At 42.4% G+C, this 16978-nt stretch carries 13 protein-coding genes and 1 tRNA gene; 5 read left to right on the forward strand and 9 right to left on the reverse strand.

Annotated features, from left to right (window positions below):
- Nucleotides 1-8 precede the first annotated feature (8 nt).
- The 5 genes from nusG to AAA970_RS13155 form a co-directional block, all read right to left on the reverse strand.
- Nucleotides 9-572, reverse strand: coding sequence for a transcription termination/antitermination protein NusG (nusG, locus tag AAA970_RS13135; protein ID WP_053406729.1), 564 nt, complete (start codon nucleotides 570-572; stop codon nucleotides 9-11).
- Nucleotides 573-592: 20 nt separating this feature from the next.
- Complete coding sequence (gene secE / locus AAA970_RS13140) at nucleotides 593-784, reverse strand: preprotein translocase subunit SecE (RefSeq protein ID WP_338237449.1); 192 nt, start codon at nucleotides 782-784, stop codon at nucleotides 593-595.
- A 25-nt stretch (nucleotides 785-809) separates the two neighbouring features.
- Nucleotides 810-882, reverse strand: a tRNA-Trp gene (locus AAA970_RS13145).
- 106 nt (nucleotides 883-988) lie between these two features.
- Entirely contained in the window at nucleotides 989-2176 is a 1188-nt protein-coding gene (tuf, locus tag AAA970_RS13150) for an elongation factor Tu (RefSeq protein WP_053406728.1), read from the reverse strand.
- A gap of 301 nt (nucleotides 2177-2477) precedes the next feature.
- On the reverse strand, nucleotides 2478-5048 hold the full coding sequence (locus tag AAA970_RS13155) for a M1 family metallopeptidase (RefSeq protein ID WP_338237450.1): 2571 nt from the start codon (nucleotides 5046-5048) through the stop codon (nucleotides 2478-2480).
- 153 nt (nucleotides 5049-5201) lie between these two features.
- Here AAA970_RS13155 and pyrH point away from each other — a divergent pair, with 153 nt between their 5' ends.
- Nucleotides 5202-5909 carry a UMP kinase gene (gene pyrH, locus AAA970_RS13160; RefSeq protein ID WP_053406725.1) on the forward strand — a complete coding sequence of 236 codons (708 nt, stop codon included), beginning with the start codon at nucleotides 5202-5204 and terminating at the stop codon, nucleotides 5907-5909.
- Between the two features lie 15 nt (nucleotides 5910-5924).
- On the forward strand, nucleotides 5925-6485 hold the full coding sequence (gene frr, locus AAA970_RS13165; protein WP_053406724.1) for a ribosome recycling factor: 561 nt from the start codon (nucleotides 5925-5927) through the stop codon (nucleotides 6483-6485).
- Nucleotides 6486-6831: 346 nt separating this feature from the next.
- Here frr and lpdA read toward each other — a convergent pair whose 3' ends face one another.
- Complete coding sequence (gene lpdA, locus AAA970_RS13170; protein ID WP_338237452.1) at nucleotides 6832-8226, reverse strand: dihydrolipoyl dehydrogenase; 1395 nt, start codon at nucleotides 8224-8226, stop codon at nucleotides 6832-6834.
- Nucleotides 8227-8562: 336 nt separating this feature from the next.
- Here lpdA and fabG point away from each other — a divergent pair, with 336 nt between their 5' ends.
- A complete protein-coding gene (gene fabG, locus AAA970_RS13175; protein ID WP_053406720.1) occupies nucleotides 8563-9309 on the forward strand; it encodes a 3-oxoacyl-[acyl-carrier-protein] reductase in 747 nt (248 codons plus the stop codon).
- 190 nt (nucleotides 9310-9499) lie between these two features.
- On the forward strand, nucleotides 9500-11575 hold the full coding sequence (locus AAA970_RS13180; protein ID WP_338237455.1) for a hypothetical protein: 2076 nt from the start codon (nucleotides 9500-9502) through the stop codon (nucleotides 11573-11575).
- A gap of 378 nt (nucleotides 11576-11953) precedes the next feature.
- Here the strand turns inward: AAA970_RS13180 and AAA970_RS13185 are convergent, their stop codons facing one another.
- The 3 genes from AAA970_RS13185 to AAA970_RS13195 form a co-directional block, all read right to left on the reverse strand.
- Complete coding sequence (locus tag AAA970_RS13185) at nucleotides 11954-14509, reverse strand: ATP-dependent Clp protease ATP-binding subunit (protein ID WP_053406718.1); 2556 nt, start codon at nucleotides 14507-14509, stop codon at nucleotides 11954-11956.
- Between the two features lie 97 nt (nucleotides 14510-14606).
- Nucleotides 14607-15251 carry a WbqC family protein gene (locus AAA970_RS13190; RefSeq protein ID WP_053406717.1) on the reverse strand — a complete coding sequence of 215 codons (645 nt, stop codon included), beginning with the start codon at nucleotides 15249-15251 and terminating at the stop codon, nucleotides 14607-14609.
- A gap of 13 nt (nucleotides 15252-15264) precedes the next feature.
- Nucleotides 15265-15891: an L-threonylcarbamoyladenylate synthase gene (locus AAA970_RS13195; RefSeq protein WP_053406716.1), complete on the reverse strand. Its 627-nt coding sequence runs from the start codon at nucleotides 15889-15891 to the stop codon at nucleotides 15265-15267.
- Between the two features lie 43 nt (nucleotides 15892-15934).
- Here AAA970_RS13195 and mltG point away from each other — a divergent pair, with 43 nt between their 5' ends.
- Entirely contained in the window at nucleotides 15935-16972 is a 1038-nt protein-coding gene (mltG, locus tag AAA970_RS13200; protein ID WP_338237458.1) for an endolytic transglycosylase MltG, read from the forward strand.
- The last annotated feature ends 6 nt before the right edge of the window (nucleotides 16973-16978 follow it).

A 16978-nucleotide genomic window follows, 5' to 3' on the forward strand; every position in this document is an offset into this window, starting at 1 on the left:
TTTTTAAACTAGTCTTGTTTTTCAACTTGTATATAATTCAGCTCAACAGGTGTGTTACGACCGAAGATCTTCACCATCACCTTAAGCTTCTTTCTCTCTTCGTATACCTCTTCCACAGCACCGGTAAAACCACTGAAAGGCCCGTCCATAACAGTCACAGACTCTCCCACAGTAAATACCATATCCGTAGTGGCTTCTTCCATTTCTGGCTCTTCTTCCTGACCAACACCCAGAATCCGATTAATCTCGGCCTCTCTTAGGGGCACTGGCTTGGCATTTGCGCCAGAGGTATCTCCTAAAAACCCAATTACACCTGGGGTACTGTTTACGATATGCAGCGCTTCACCATGAGAAAGATCTGCAGACACGATCACATAACCCGGAAAATGGTTACGCTCACGAACGCGCTTCTTGCCGTTACGCATTTCATAAACTTTCTCACTTGGGATAAGAACTTCCGCTACATAATCCTCAAGATTATGGCGCTGAACCTCTGTTTCCAGATATGATTTTGCTTTTTTCTCTTGTCCGCTCACTACGCGAACAACATACCATTTCAACTCGCTACTCATCAGTTACCTTTAAGCGTAAATTAGAACTGTCCGTAGAAAAATTTCATCAGGCTGTCAAATGACAGGTCCATTAATCCAATCATGGCGGTGAACACCAAGCACCCTACAATCACAAGGATAGTAGAATTCTGCAACTCACCGTACGGAGGCCAAGTCACTTTGTCGCGCATTTCTACGTACGACTCGCTGATAAACGTTTTCAATTTCAACATAACCTGAAAAATTAAAAAATTTTAGCACGGGTGGAAGGACTCGAACCCTCAGCCAATGGTTTTGGAGACCACTACTCTACCAATTGAGCTACACCCGTAAAAAGCGTCCCACAAAATAGCGGGACGCAAATTTAAAGATTTATTATCAGTAGTGCAAACGCTGTACCAAAGAAGATACAACAAACACTAATTGATAGCTTTATCTTAGTCCAAGATCTCAGTTACCTGACCTGAACCTACAGTACGACCACCTTCACGGATCGCGAAACGCAAGTTCTTCTCAAGAGCGATCTTGTTGATCAATTCTACCTCGATAGTTACGTTATCACCAGGCATTACCATCTCAACTCCTTCAGCCAACTTGATGTTACCAGTAACATCTGTTGTACGGAAGTAGAACTGAGGACGGTAGTTGTTAAAGAATGGAGTGTGACGACCACCTTCTTCTTTAGACAATACGTAAATCTCAGCTTTGAAATGAGCGTGTGGAGTTACGGAACCAGGCTTAACGATTACCATACCACGCTTGATGTCAGCTTTATCAACACCACGAAGCAACAAACCAACGTTGTCACCAGCCAAACCTTGATCCAAGATCTTACGGAACATCTCCACACCAGTTACGGTAGAAGTCATGTCCTCAGCACCCATACCCAAGATTTCAACAGGATCACCAGAGTTGATAGTACCACGCTCGATACGACCAGTTGCAACAGTACCACGACCAGTGATAGAGAATACATCCTCTACCGGCATCAAGAAGTCACGGTCAGTCAAACGCTCAGGCTCTGGAATGTAAGAATCAACAGCATCCATCAATTCTTCTACAGTCTTAACCCACTCAGGCTCGCCATTCAACGCACCCAAAGCAGAACCCTGGATTACAGGAATATCATCACCTGGGAAATCGTACTCAGACAACAACTCACGAACCTCCATGTCAACCAACTCAAGAAGCTCTTCGTCGTCTACCATGTCGCATTTGTTCAAGAATACAACCAATGCAGGTACACCTACCTGACGAGACAACAAGATGTGCTCACGAGTTTGTGGCATTGGACCGTCAGTAGCAGCAACTACGATGATCGCACCGTCCATCTGAGCAGCACCAGTTACCATGTTCTTCACGTAATCGGCGTGACCAGGACAGTCAACGTGTGCATAGTGACGGTTCTCAGTTTGGTACTCGATGTGAGAAGTGTTAATGGTGATACCACGCTCAGCTTCTTCAGGAGCGTTATCGATAGAACCAAAATCTCTCTGCTCAGCAAGTCCTTTACCAGCCAATACGCTAGAAATTGCCGCTGTCAAAGTGGTTTTACCGTGGTCAACGTGACCGATAGTACCGATGTTAACGTGCGGCTTCGAACGGTCAAAGGTTTCTTTAGCCATGTTTCTAAATCCTCAGTTTTGTTATTAATAGTAAAGAGTAATTCTCGTTTAAGCGCTTCATTCATTTAATCAGCGAGCAACAGGGCAAAACCCTAAACTGAAAGCTGTCGGTAATTTATGAGATAAACCACTGAAAATCAGCCTCAGCCCCGCAAATAAGCGAATAACGCCCCAACAAACGGATTGCAAAGGTATACGCTTTTTTTCATTTATCAAATAATTCCGATAAATTTTAAAAAGCTTAAACCTTTGATTTTAAGCCTACTGAAAGGCCCCATTTGTTTTGGGTGCAAATATATGCTTATTCTTCATTCCAACCATCATAAAGGCGTAATAATTTTTGGTTGTTCTCGGAGGCAGCCACTTCTTGCATCAACTCCTGCAAACCATTAAATTCCAAAAAGTTCATGGACTGGAAAGCAACCATTCTGGTAAACTCATCATCAGCATTTATCGCCAGGTTCTTCAACCTTTCAGCCCCTTCTCTTTGGGCTGATTCCGGGGCATTCATTAGCAGCTCCCCATAGTATTGCAACAGGTACCATAACTCCTGAGATTGGGCGGCATCGATTTTTTCTTCAAACCAGGGTAATTTTTCTACTTTCCCGTTCTCGGCATAATAACTTGCCACGGCCACAATCAGATTCAGGTCGGCGGCATCCGCGTATTCCTCCACCGTCTCATCCGCATCTTCCGGGCGGGAACGCACATAGCCCATTAAAGCGGTACCTCTCACCTGATAAGAAGGATAAGTCAGATTTCTTTTAAACAACATGCGGTAATCCGCAGGGGCTTCTTCTCCTAACACCCACATCGCAGAACTCCTCACCTCATTATTCGAATCAAATTCGGCTAGCTTGGCCACCTTTTTCAAATATTGTGCTTTATCCGGAGTGCCTTCAATTGGGATATGATTCAGGGCCCAGTCCCTAATGTAGCTAACAGAATCCTCCAGCGCCTCATGATACACTTTGAGTTCTGAATCCAGGGTATCGGGCACAAATTCATCTATATTCATTAAAGCACTCAAGCGCGCCACCGGATTTTCCGCATGGCGATACTGGTATTCCCAGGTAGTTTGTGGCTTTTCATGCTCTACCACCCCCACTAATAACTGTTCGGGATCTAGTAATACCAATTCAGGGGCAGCAGATAAGCTAAACTCAAAATCCTGCCTTTCGTCCTCCAACCAGATCTGATGGGATTGCTTTTGTCCATTGGTCCAAATATCCACCCTGAGAGGAAGCTGATATAAAGGAGTGGTATTGAAATTTTGTTTTTGCTCTATGGTAAGGGTTAATTTCCCCGGCAGGTAATTTTCCGTCACACCTAAGTCAGGATGCCCGGAAGCCAAAAACCATTGGTTAAAAAACCAATTCAAATCCTGACCGGTGATTTTTTCAAAAGCCAATCTCAAATTCGCCAATTCCACTGTCTGGAAAGCATTGTCTTTCAAATACAAGTTTAGCGAAGCCCAAAATGCCTCCTCCCCAATATAATTTTTCAACATCCGAAGAATCAACCCACCCTTGGAATAAGAGTGCGCATCGAACATATCTTCTTTGTCTGCATAGCGATAACGAATCAAGTCCACCTGTTTGCTACTGACTTCATTTAAATAAGTCTGCAATTCACTGTAATTATGGTAGGCCGCCTCTGCCGCTCCGTATTTGTAGCCAAGCCATTCTGCTTCACAAAAGTTTGCGAAGGCTTCATTCAGGGTTAAGTTTGACCAGGATTCACATGTCACCAAATCCCCGAACCAGTGATGGAATAATTCATGCGCAATGATAAAATCCCAATTATAGTCATTTAAGGCAATGGTATCCATATTCAGCGCATCCATATATAAGGAGGCGGTGGTATTCTCCATCGCTCCTGATACATATTCACGCACCACTACCTGATCATATTTTGGCCAGGGAAAAGGATAGTCCAGCTTATCCGAGAAAAAAGTCATCATCTCCGGCGTATTTCCAAAAATGTGCTTCGCATAGGGCGCATATTCTTTTTCCATCAAATAGCGTAAAGAAATATCCCCCCACTGATCCTCGGCCACTTCAAATTCACCAATAGCCACCATAAATAAGTAAGGTGAGTGAGGAAGGTCCATTTTCCAATAATCTGTCCGCGTACCGTTTTCGTTTTCCCTTGTGTACACTAACAACCCATTAGACAAAGTGGTATAGCGATTATCCACCGTCAGGAACATCTCCTGAGTAGATTTTTGATTGGGACTATCAATGGTCGGAAACCATTTACTGTTCGCCTGGGTTTCTCCCTGAGACCATATTTGCTTCGGCACCCCAGGCTGAGAACCGTCGGCATTGATAAAATACAACCCCTTATCATCGGTAATCGCATCGCTTCCTTCTGAGGGCACTTCATAAGGACGAGCAATATAATTCACCCGCACTTTCAACATTTCCTCTTTGGCATATTCTCGCCCCAAATCAATGGTTAATTGAAGGCTGTCATTTTCAAAACTCACATCCTGCCACTCCTCCCCCTTCAACAGCTTCACCCAATTGACTTCAAAGCCCACCGCATCCAAAACCAATTCCTTTTGTGGATAAAAATGAGCTTTCAAATCCAAAGCGGCCTCGCCGATCACCGCCTTTTGCTCCCAATCAAAAGATAAATCCAATCGGGTGTGCAACAAATCATGCAACATCTCCCGACTACCATGATATACAGGCTGCCGTTTACCCTCCACTTCTTCCTCCGTGGGAATCGTCATGATCGGGCGCATCGGCGGATCTGCCTGTGGCGGACTTTCTACCGGAATTTGAGATGAAGGCTTACAAGCCATGAAAAAAATCCCGATCAACATGCAGTATCGGGTGAACGAATGCGGAAAATTTATTTGCATGGGCAAATAGTAATATTTTTATGTACAAGGACTGCAATTTACAGGCTCTTTACTAAAAATCTTATCATCAGCCCTTTTTTATGAGAAAGGTCGTTTAGGATTCTCGGGGAGGTCTCGTATATTTGTCTGATTTATTTGACAAGTGCCAGACCTATGAAATATAAAAGAATTCTCTTAAAGCTGAGTGGTGAAGCTTTAGCGGGTGCCGACAAGCACGGCATCTCTCCTGATCAATTGGTTCAATATACACAAGAAATCAAAAACGCATTGGATCAGGGTGTGGAAATTGCAATCGTAATTGGCGGTGGTAACATTTTCCGTGGTATACAGGCCGAAAAATCAGGCGTTGACCGTGTTCAGGGTGATTATATGGGCATGTTAGCAACACTGATTAATGCAATGGCCCTACAAAGTGCGTTGGAAAATCAGGGTATTCAAACCCGATTAATGTCTGGCCTGCAGATCAACCAGGTTTGTGAACCGTTCATTCGCCGAAAAGCAGTGCGTCATTTGGAAAAAGGCCGTGTGGTTATTTTCGGAGCTGGTATTGGTAACCCCTATTTCACCACAGATTCTACCGCCTCTTTAAGAGCCGTGGAGATTGAAGCAGATGTTGTGTTGAAAGGCACTCGTGTTGATGGTGTTTATACTGCTGACCCGGAGAAGGATCCTTCTGCAGAAAAATTCACTAATATTTCTTTTGGTGAAGTATACAAGCGTGGCTTGAACGTGATGGATATGACTGCCTTCACCCTTTGTAAAGAAAATAATCTTCCAATTATCGTTTTTGATATGAACAAAGAAGGTAACTTGACCAAGTTGGTTAAAGGGGAAGACATCGGAACATTAATTTCAGAATAAAAAAATAACATACTCATGGAAGAGATCGAATTTTATTTGGAGGAAGCCAAGGAGGGAATGGAAAAAGCTGTAGCCGCGGTATCGCATGAAATGATGCGTATCCGTGCCGGAAAAGCCAGTGCCTCTATGCTTGATGGTATCACAGTGGAATACTACGGTGCCGTTACTCCATTGAGCCAGGTATCTTCAGTTACTACACCTGACGCTCGTACGATTTCCATTAAACCATTTGAGAAGTCCTTGATCAATGAGATCGAGCGTTCCATCATTAACTCAGATTTGGGTCTGGCTCCTATGAATAATGGTGAGATGATCATTTTGACCATCCCACCAGTAACAGAGGAACGTCGTAAGGAATTGGTTAAGCAGGCGAAATCGGAGGCTGAAAACGGTAAAATCCGTGTTCGTCGCGTACGTCAGGAAACCAATGATGCTTTGAAAAAACTGAAGGGAGACGGCGCTTCTGAGGACATGATCAAAGATGCGGAAGATTCCGTTCAAAAATTAACGAATACCTACTACGGTAAGATTGAAGAAGTTTTCGCTAAGAAAGAAAACGATATCATGACCGTTTAAGTAAGGGAATTATTCCAAAAAAAAGCCGGGCCTTTGAGGTTCGGCTTTTTTTTGCAACCCAAATCCCTAAGCTGAAGGATGTACCACCAGATTCAACCACCCTACACTATCTTTCCGATCATTACTTGTATTCCCTCTGATTTTTTATTTGTCCAAGTTTGGGCAAGCTTGCGTTCTCCACATTCAACCTGCTTCCTTGTAAAAAACTTGAAACGAGAAAAATCCCTTCATTTTCCCGCCATGCAGCTAAACGAGAATTAATTAGGAATATTTCGGTTTAAGGCACAAAAAAACCAGCACCGAAAAAGTGCTGGTCTTAATAATGTATTTTTGAACTGACTGCTTTTTACAGGTGAATCACCTCATCATAAGCTGCTGCAGTTGCTTCCATCACCGCCTCAGACATTGTTGGGTGAGGGTGAACTGCTTTCAGAATCTCGTGACCTGTAGCCTCCAATTTACGAGCCGCTACTACCTCAGCAATCATCTCCGTTACGTTAGCACCAATCATGTGCGCCCCTAACCACTCGCCGTATTTCGCATCGTAAATCACTTTTACAAAACCTTCACTAGCGCCTGCTGCTTTGGCCTTTCCGGAAGCAGAGAATGGGAATTTACCCACTTTCACTTCATAACCCGCATCAATCGCTGCCTGCTCGGTATAACCAACAGAAGCTACCTCAGGAGTACAGTAAGTACAGCCCGGGATATTCTTATAGTCCATTGGCTCCGGAGATTCACCAGCGATTTTCTCCACACAGATAATTCCTTCTGCAGATGCAACGTGTGCCAAAGCAGGACCATGAACGATATCACCGATAGCATAAACGCCAGGAATATTGGTTTTATAGTAATCATCCACGATCACCTTACCTCTGTCATGCATTACACCTACATCTTCCAGTCCAAGGTTCTCCAGGTTAGTAGTTACTCCCACCGCTGAAAGGACGATATCTGCCTCAATCTTCTCTTCACCTTTTTTGGTTTTCACTGTAACCACACATCCTTCACCCGAAGTATCTACATGTGTTACCTCTGAAGAAGTCTTGATCTTAATCCCTTTCTTCTTGTATTCACGCTCCAATTGCTTGGAAACGTCCGCATCCTCTACAGGAACGATACGGTCCATGAATTCTACCACCGTAACCTCTGTACCGATAGAGTGATAGAAATAAGCAAACTCAACACCAATTGCACCGGAACCTACTACGACCATTTTCTTTGGCTGGGTTTCCAAAGACATCGCTTTACGGTATCCGATAATTTTTTTATTGTCAATTGGCAAAGAAGGTAATTCACGTGAACGACCACCAGTTGCCAAAATAATATGCTCTGCGGAATAATCAGTTACGGTACCATCTTCAGCGGTAACCTCTACTTTTTTACCCGGCTTAATTTTTCCGGATCCCATGATCACATCAATCTTGTTCTTCTTCATCAAGAATTGAACTCCTTTACTCATGCTCTCGGCAACGCCTCGAGAACGGTTGATCATACCGTCAAAGTCAGCAGAAGCTTCACCTACAGTGATTCCATAATCAGAAGCGTGCTGAATATACTCATATACCTGAGCAGATTTCAAAAGTGCTTTCGTTGGGATACAGCCCCAGTTCAAGCAAATTCCACCCAAATTTTCACGCTCAACGATTCCAACTTTTAATCCCAATTGGGATGCACGGATAGCGGCAACATAACCTCCGGGGCCACTACCGATGATAATTACATCATGTTTTGCTGACATTATAATATGGTATTATTTCTAATGGATTTGATTGCTGCGAATTTATGGCTTAATAAGAAGTACGCCAACAAAAAAAACGATTAATGTCAGTATTTATCGAATTCTTTTACAATTCAGTATCAATTAATTGCAAATTAAACAAAAACAGAATCGCTGGTCATAATGCTAACTTTATGAAAATGAAATAAGAAGCAAATTGAAAATAAATCGACCCCTACCAATAATTCTACATTTTGGATTGAAGGAAAAAAATTAACCTTATATTTGGAGCGCTTTTTACACTGAGTATTCATCAGAACACTTAAGTCACTAATATTCAAATCATAAATAGAAACCATGAAACTTTTAGAAGGTAAAACTGCCTTAATTACAGGTGCCTCCAAAGGAATCGGTCGTGCCATTGCAGAAACATTTGCGGCACATGGTGCCAATATTGCATTTACATTTCTTTCCAGCATTGAAAAAGGTCAGGCGTTAGAGGAAGAATTGAAAGCCAAAGGGGTTCAGGCCAAAGGTTTTCGTTCAGATGCTTCCGACTTTGCAGCTGCAGAGCAATTAATCAATGATGTTATTGCAGAATTTGGCAGCCTGGATGTATTGGTTAACAATGCGGGAATTACCAAGGACGGTTTGTTGATGCGAATGAATGAGGAACAATTTGACCAGGTCATTCAGGTGAACCTTAAATCAGTTTTCAATACGGTGAAAGCTGCTACGCGCCAATTAATGAAGCAACGTAGTGGTTCCATCATCAATATGTCCTCTGTGGTTGGCGTGAAAGGAAATGCCGGCCAGGCCAACTATGCTGCTTCTAAGGCCGGTATCATTGGCTTCACAAAATCGGTGGCTTTGGAACTTGGATCCAGAGGAATTCGTGCGAATGTAGTAGCGCCGGGCTTCATTGAAACAGAGATGACGGCTGTTTTGGACGAAAAACAAGTACAAAGCTGGAGAGATGCTATTCCATTAAAGCGCGGTGGCGACCCTGTGGATGTGGCAAATACCTGCGTATTTTTAGCATCTGATATGTCAGCCTATACTACCGGTCAGGTATTCCAGGTAGACGGTGGAATGCTCACCTGATAAAACCGCAACACATTTTATAGCCGATTTCTTTAATAAGGAATCGGCTTTTTTGTGTTTAGGGAAATAAGCCGCCATGGATCATTCCAAATCACTATTTTTTTTGCATTTTTAACAGAAAGTTTTTCCACTTTATCGTAAAAAAGGATATTAGCTTTATTAGCCCATTTTCAACCCTCTTTCCTCAAATATGGAGTCTATTCAGATTCAGTTACCCGTTTCGGCCTGGTGGATTATTCCCGCATTAATATTAGGTTTCACCTATGCATTTTTACAATACCAGCAACCGCAACGTTTCTCTAAACCCATTCGAAATGCCCTTGCACTCCTGCGCTTTATCGTCGTAACCGTATTGGCCTTCCTTTTGATGAATCCTCTGATTAAAACAGTGGCCAATAAAACGGAGGCCCCTACCATGGTGTTTTTGATGGATAACTCTGCTTCTATCCTGGATTACTCCGATTCTACCAGTCTTTTTAACGGACTGCTAAAATTAGAGCAATGGAAAGAAGAATTGGATGAGCTTGGATTTCGCGTAGATGTGCAGGATTTAGAAGGAAACCATTTAAGGCAAATGGACCAACTTTCCTTTAATGCCACATCAACCAATCTTTCCGGTGCCATTCAAAGCATCAAAACCAGTTATGAAGGAAGGAACCTGGCAGGAATAGTACTATTAAGCGATGGTTTGTACAATCAGGGCATTAATCCCACTTTCCAGTCCATCAATGAACCAGTTTATGTCATTGGTGCCGGGGACACTATTCCCAAACGGGATCTTAACCTCAAAAAATTAAGATTTAATAAGGTAGTTTATCAGGGAAATCAATTCCCGATCGAGGCACAGGTAGAAGCTTTTGGTCTTGCCGGAAAGCAAGCCGAAATTCAAATAAAGCATCAGGGAAAATTATTAGAAAAAAAGACCATTCAAATTGAAAAGGACCGGGACCTCATAGAGGTAGATTTTAAATTGGATGCAGAGGAAAAAGGCATGCAAAGGTATGAGCTCACGCTTGTGGCTTTGGAGGAAGAATTCACCTCCAAAAACAACAGTAAACAAGCCTATATTGAAGTTATTGAAGGGAAACAAAAAATTGTATGCCTCGCACTGGCTCCGCATCCGGATTTAAAATTTTTAAGATCCATTATCGAAGAAAATAAGAATTACGAATTCAGCCTTTTGTATACTACCGAGGCGCAAGCACTGCCCAAAGATCCTTTCGACCTCATGATTTTCCATCAGATTCCTAATAAAAAGGGACTGGGCAAAAAAATGATCGCAGAATGCGAAAGACGTGGTATTCCCACCTTATTCATGGTAGGCCGAAACAGCCAGCTAAATGAGTTGAATAAAATCAATGAAACCATCAGCCTGATCGGACATAGAGGAGAACAGGATCAGGTATTTGCCAAATTCAATAGCAGTTTTGATGGCTTCAATCTGCTTCCTGAATATCAAAGTCAGCTCTCACAGCTTCCGCCTTTGGACGTTCCCTATGGAGACACTCAATTGAAAGGAGCGGGCCAGGCCTTGCTATTTCAACAAGTAGGAAGTGTGAGTACCGACAAACCCCTGCTGGCCATCAACACTTCCAAAGAAACCCGATCGGCTACTCTTTTGGGAAGTGGATTCTTCCGCTGGAGATTAAAAGAATATGCCCAAACGGGAGAAACCATCACCTCCACTACTTTCTTTAAAAAGGTATTACAGTTACTGACCAAAAAAACCGACAAAAGACAATTTAAGGTTTACCCCAAAAAAAATGAATATTGGGAAAATGAACAGGTCATCTTCCAGGCTCAGGTTTATAATGAACTTTTTGAGCCCATTTACGACCTCCCCATCAAGTTGAGTCTAGAAAATGAGGAAGGAGAGCAGCACGATTATGATTTTGTTCCTGGGCAAAATAACTCTCGCTTCAGAGTTAAAAACCTGACAGAAGGTCTATACGCTTATGTCGCAACCTCCACTATTAATGGTAAAGTATTCAAAAACCAGGGAGAGCTACTCATAAAGAAACAGGAACTGGAAGCTCTACAGATTACGGCTGACTTTAACCTTTTAAAAAATTTAGCCGGAAATCAGGGTGGGTTTCAATCAATCGATCAACTTGATCCGCAATTATGGTCACCAAATGAAGCTAAAGGTGTAATATATTCAGAAGAATCGTTCAGGCCAATCATTGATCTGCGCTGGATCTTGATGCTCTTTACCCTTCTTTTGGGAATGGAGTGGTTCTTCCGGAAAATAAATGGTAGTTATTAAGCTTCATGCTGCATATTCAAGCAAAATTATGCCTGCTTAAATCCGCCTTTAGCTGCGAGGCGGGAGAAATGAAAAAGAAAAGAAATAGTTCTCTATTTTCGAGTTTCTTTCAACAAAGCAGAGGAATGAGGATATAAGCAAGCTTGCCCAAATTTGAGCTATAAAAAATCAGCAAACACCATCTTATCGGATTGAAAAGACACTTAATCTATCGGCGCAGCAATCGGTTAAGTCGCATATAATGCCCCTTAGATCCGACATCCTCCCAAAAAACAGACGTACACCCTATTCGCAGCTTTTTATTTTCAAAAAATATTATCCAAAACAAAGGCCGAGACTAATGCCCCGGCCTTTGGTAATTTTATGGATATTGATAATTTACTCCTCTTCAGATGATTTCACCGCTTTCTTAATCTCCAGTGTCAAGCCTTTTGCTTTTGCCTTATGATCGGCCATGATCACATCACCCTCAGAAAGGCTACCTTTAAGGATTTCTTCTGCCACCGCATCTTCCAGGTATTTCTGAATGGCGCGATTCAGTGGTCTTGCTCCATATTGTGGATCATAACCTTTTTCAGATAAGAAATCTTTTGCTTTCTCGGTAAGCTCAATCTTAAATCCAAGATCTTCAATACGCTTGAATAACTTATGAAGTGAGATGTCAATGATCTTGTGAATATCTTCACGTTTAAGATTATTGAAGACAATCACATCATCCAATCTATTTAAGAACTCGGGACTGAAAGTCTTTTTCAGGGCATTTTGAATAGTAGACTTCATATGATCATCTACGCCCTCTCTCTTAGCCTGGGTTGCAAAACCCACTCCAGTACCGAAATCTTTCAATTCACGGATACCGATATTAGAGGTCATAATGATAATCGTATTTCTGAAATCTACCCGACGGCCCAAACCATCGGTAAGGATACCATCATCCAATACTTGTAAAAGCAGATTGAAGATATCCGGGTGAGCTTTTTCGATTTCATCCAAAAGCACCACCGAATAAGGCTTACGTCTGACTTTCTCCGTCAATTGACCACCTTCTTCATAACCGACATAACCCGGAGGCGCTCCGACTAATCTACTAACGGAGAATTTCTCCATATACTCCGACATATCCATTCGAATTAAAGAATCTTCTTTATCGAACAAATAGGTAGAAAGCACTTTTGCCAATTCTGTTTTACCAACACCGGTAGGTCCCAGGAAAACAAACGAACCAATCGGTTTCTTAGGATCTTTCAATCCTACACGTGTCCGCTGAATGGCTTTCGTCAATTTCTTGATCGCCTCATCCTGACCAATCACCTTCCCTTTCAACTCATCACCCATACCCACCAATTTCAGGCTTTCATTCTGCGCAACACGTTTAGTTGGTACACCCGTCATCATGGCAATCACCTCGGCTACATTATCTTCATTTACCGTGTAGCGCTTGGTCTTGGTCTCTTCTTCCCATGAAGATTTAGCTTTATCCAACTGTTCGATCAGCTTCTTCTCGCGATCTCTCAATTGCGCCGCCTCTTCATACTTCTGAGATTTTACCACACGATTTTTCTCAGATTTGATATTCTCTATCGCTTCTTCAAGCTTGATAATATCATCCGGTACATGAATATTGTTAATATGAACACGGGCACCGGCCTCATCCAGTACATCAATGGCCTTATCCGGAAGGAATCGGTCACTGATATAACGATCCGATAACTTCACACATGCCTGAATCGCTTCCTCTGTATAATTTACATGGTGGTGCTCTTCATATTTGGACTTAATATTATTCAGGATCTCGATGGTTTCTTCCGGCGTTGCTGCATCCACCATTACCTGCTGGAATCGACGAGCCAAAGCGCCATCCTTTTCAATATATTGGCGATACTCATCTAAAGTCGTCGCTCCGATACATTGTATTTCTCCCCTGGCCAATGCCGGTTTGAACATATTGGACGCATCCAGTGAGCCCGATGCTCCTCCCGCTCCCACGATCGTGTGTAACTCATCAATGAACAGAATAACATCCGGAGATTTTTCCAATTCATTCATGACCGCCTTCATTCGCTCCTCAAACTGGCCACGGTATTTTGTACCAGCCACCAAGGAAGCCAAATCAAGCGTTAATACACGCTTGTCAAATAAAACACGAGACACCTTTCTTTGGATGATTCTCAATGCCAAACCTTCAGCGATGGCTGTTTTACCAACACCAGGTTCTCCAATAAGAATAGGGTTATTCTTCTTACGGCGAGAAAGAATTTGGGCGACGCGCTCAATCTCCTTGTCACGACCAACGATAGGATCCAATTTTCCATCTTCCGCCATCTTGGTCAAATCTCGTCCGAAATTATCCAGTACAGGTGTGCGGGATTTTTCGTTTCCTTTAGAGTACTCCTTGCTACTTCCACCGCCAACACCACCACTGGAAGTACCTGCGGAACCGAAAATTTGAGGCGTTTCTGGCGATTTATTCTCGTCAGTTTCCCCAGAATTTCTGTTTTCCATATGATACTCTAGTAATTCTTTGACGACGTCATAATTAACGTCAAATTTTTCCAAAATCTGGGTCGCAATATTATCCTCATCTCTTAGGATGGATAGCAATAAATGCTCTGTTCCAATCAATTGTGACTTGAATATTTTGGCTTCCAGATAGGTTATCTTTAATACTTTTTCAGACTGACGAGTAAGAGGAATGTTCGTCAGGTTTTTTACGTTACTCAGGGCAGTACCTTTAGTAGATTGCTCCACCGCTTGGCGAAGTTCTTCTAAAGTAACCCCTAATTTTTTGAGTAAATGTACCGCTACTCCTTCACCCTCGCGAATAATACCCAGCAACAGGTGCTCCGTCCCGATGTAATCGTGACCGAGTCGAAGCGCCTCCTCCCGGCTAAGGGAAATAACCTCTTTTACTCTATTTGAAAATTTTGCTTCCATACCTTAGGGCTTTGGCGGCTTAGCTTAAGCGATTGTCAATTAAACTTCTTCTAGATTATATTCTATTTAAAACGGAATAAAAACCCATTAGTTGCTCTCACTTTACCGATTGTTGAATCACATATTTTGCATTGGGCCCTTCACAAAAAAGAAGATCCAATACACTGAGGTTTGCTACAAATTCATTACCAAACAGTTGGGGATAGGCCAAAGGCTCCAAAATGTCATTTTCTGTATAGGACTTTTTAGGGTTTAGCCTGCCACGCATGTCAATAATTTTTTCAGAATCGGAAACTTTGACATAATCAGTGGTGAATTCCAGCTTTTTGGATATCCCCATTAACTTTAATATAAGTTTTAAAAGTTGATAATTGAACTGTAACAGGCTGCTTTCTTCAGAAAAAAAGACATCCTCCAAGTAATCAATATAATGTTCATAGAAAGGGGCTTTACCATAGGCTGTTTTTATGGACCTCCAGTGAATCATTCTCCAATTTTGACTATCATCAACCTGGATTTTTTCCATGGGCTGCTTCTTATTACCCGCTACGATGGGAATGGTCAGATCTCTGGCTCCCTGAGAAGTAAGCAACCGGCAGCGATTCCGATAGGTTTGCTTCACAAAGTTTTCCTTGACCTCCAACAGCACCTTGTCCGCCTGAAGAATGCAGGCCAAATATTCCACTGAAGGAAAATAATGCAATTCGATTAATAAATCCTTATTCTGAAAAGCTTGATTCATTGAACAATTAAAATTATAAAATACTGATATCTCCCAATCCTTCCCGTACCACTTCAATGCTTCCGGAACTAGTATCCAAAATGGTAGAGGCGACATTATTACCATAACCGCCATCAATAATGATGTCTACTAAGTTCCCAAACTTCTCATAAATCAGTTCCGGATCGGTGGTATATTCAATCACCTCATCCTCATCGCGAATGGAGGTGGTTACAATTGGATTCCCCAATTCCCGGACAATATCCCTTGGAATATTATTATCAGGAATACGAATACCGACCATTTTCTTTTTAGCGGAAATAATTTTAGGGACCTGGGTGGAAGCCGGAAACAAAAAAGTATAAGGACCCGGAAGGGCCTTTTTCAGGACTTTAAATACCGGAGTAGGGATGGAACGGGTGTATTGGGCAATATCACTGATATCATAACATATGAAAGACAATTGCGCTTTATTCGTTTTGACGCCTTTAATCCGGCAGACCCTATCCACCGCTTTAGCATTCATGATGTCGCAACCAATACCATAGACCGTATCGGTAGGATAAATGATCACGGCGCCATCACGCAAAGCCTCGGCGATTTGAATAATCTTTCGCGGTTCAGGGTTTTCAGGATATAATCGTATAAGTTCTGCAGCCATATTGAAGCATTAGGTTTGAAATTTTCCTTATTATTGCAAAAGTATGGAAACGAGAAAAATCATTGCAATTGCACTTTTAATCGGATCAGTCCTGAGTGCAACTTTTTTATTTTACGGTTACCAACTTTTGAAGTCGCCCAACATTTTGGTGGGAAAGAGTGAACCGGCCTATATTTATATTTCAAATGGAGACAGCTTCAAAGATCTTCAAAACCAATTGTACGACCGTGACATTGTCAATGACGCGGTGGCTTTTAGTTTTGTCGCTAAGCTCATGAAACTCCCTGCCAGCCTAAAACCGGGTAAATATAAACTGGAACCCAATATGAATAACCGGCAGGCCATTGCGATTTTTCGCTCAGGCAATCAGACGGCAGTCAATATTACATTTAACAATTTAAGATTCCTAAAGGATCTTCCGGCGAAAATCACGGATAAATTGGAAATGGACAGCAGTCAGCTGGCTCAGGCCTTGTCCGACACTGTTTTAATGCAAAAATTTGGCTTTGACCAGGCCAATTATAAATCCATGTTTATTCCCAATACCTATTCCGTTTATTGGGATTTAAACCCTGAAGAACTGATAGAAAGGATGAACTATGAGTACCGCCAATTCTGGACGGACCAACGCAAAGCCAAAGCTGATAGCCTGGGCTTAAGCCTGCAGGAAGTCTCCACTTTGGCCTCTATTGTTTACGCCGAATCCAAGAAATCGGATGAATACCCCAGGATTGCCGGCGTTTATTACAACCGTCTACAAAAAAGAATGCACCTGGACGCCGATCCCACTTTAGTCTACGCGCATGGGGATTTCGGCATTAAAAGGGTATTGAATAAGCATAAAGAAATTGACAGCCCTTACAACACCTATCGCAACTATGGCTTACCGCCGGGGCCTATTAATATGCCTTCCATTACTGCTATTGACGGCGTATTGAACCTGGAACAACACAAATACCTGTACTTTTGTGCCAGTGAAGATTTCTCCGGTTACCATAAATTTGCCACCAACCTGACGGATCATTTGAACAATGCCCGAAGATTCCAAAACGCCCTTAACCGGGCCCGGATTTATAAATAAGACAAA

The sequence above is a fragment of the Persicobacter diffluens genome, assembly GCF_036244895.1.
Taxonomy (GTDB): Bacteria; Bacteroidota; Bacteroidia; order Cytophagales; family Cyclobacteriaceae; genus Persicobacter; species Persicobacter diffluens.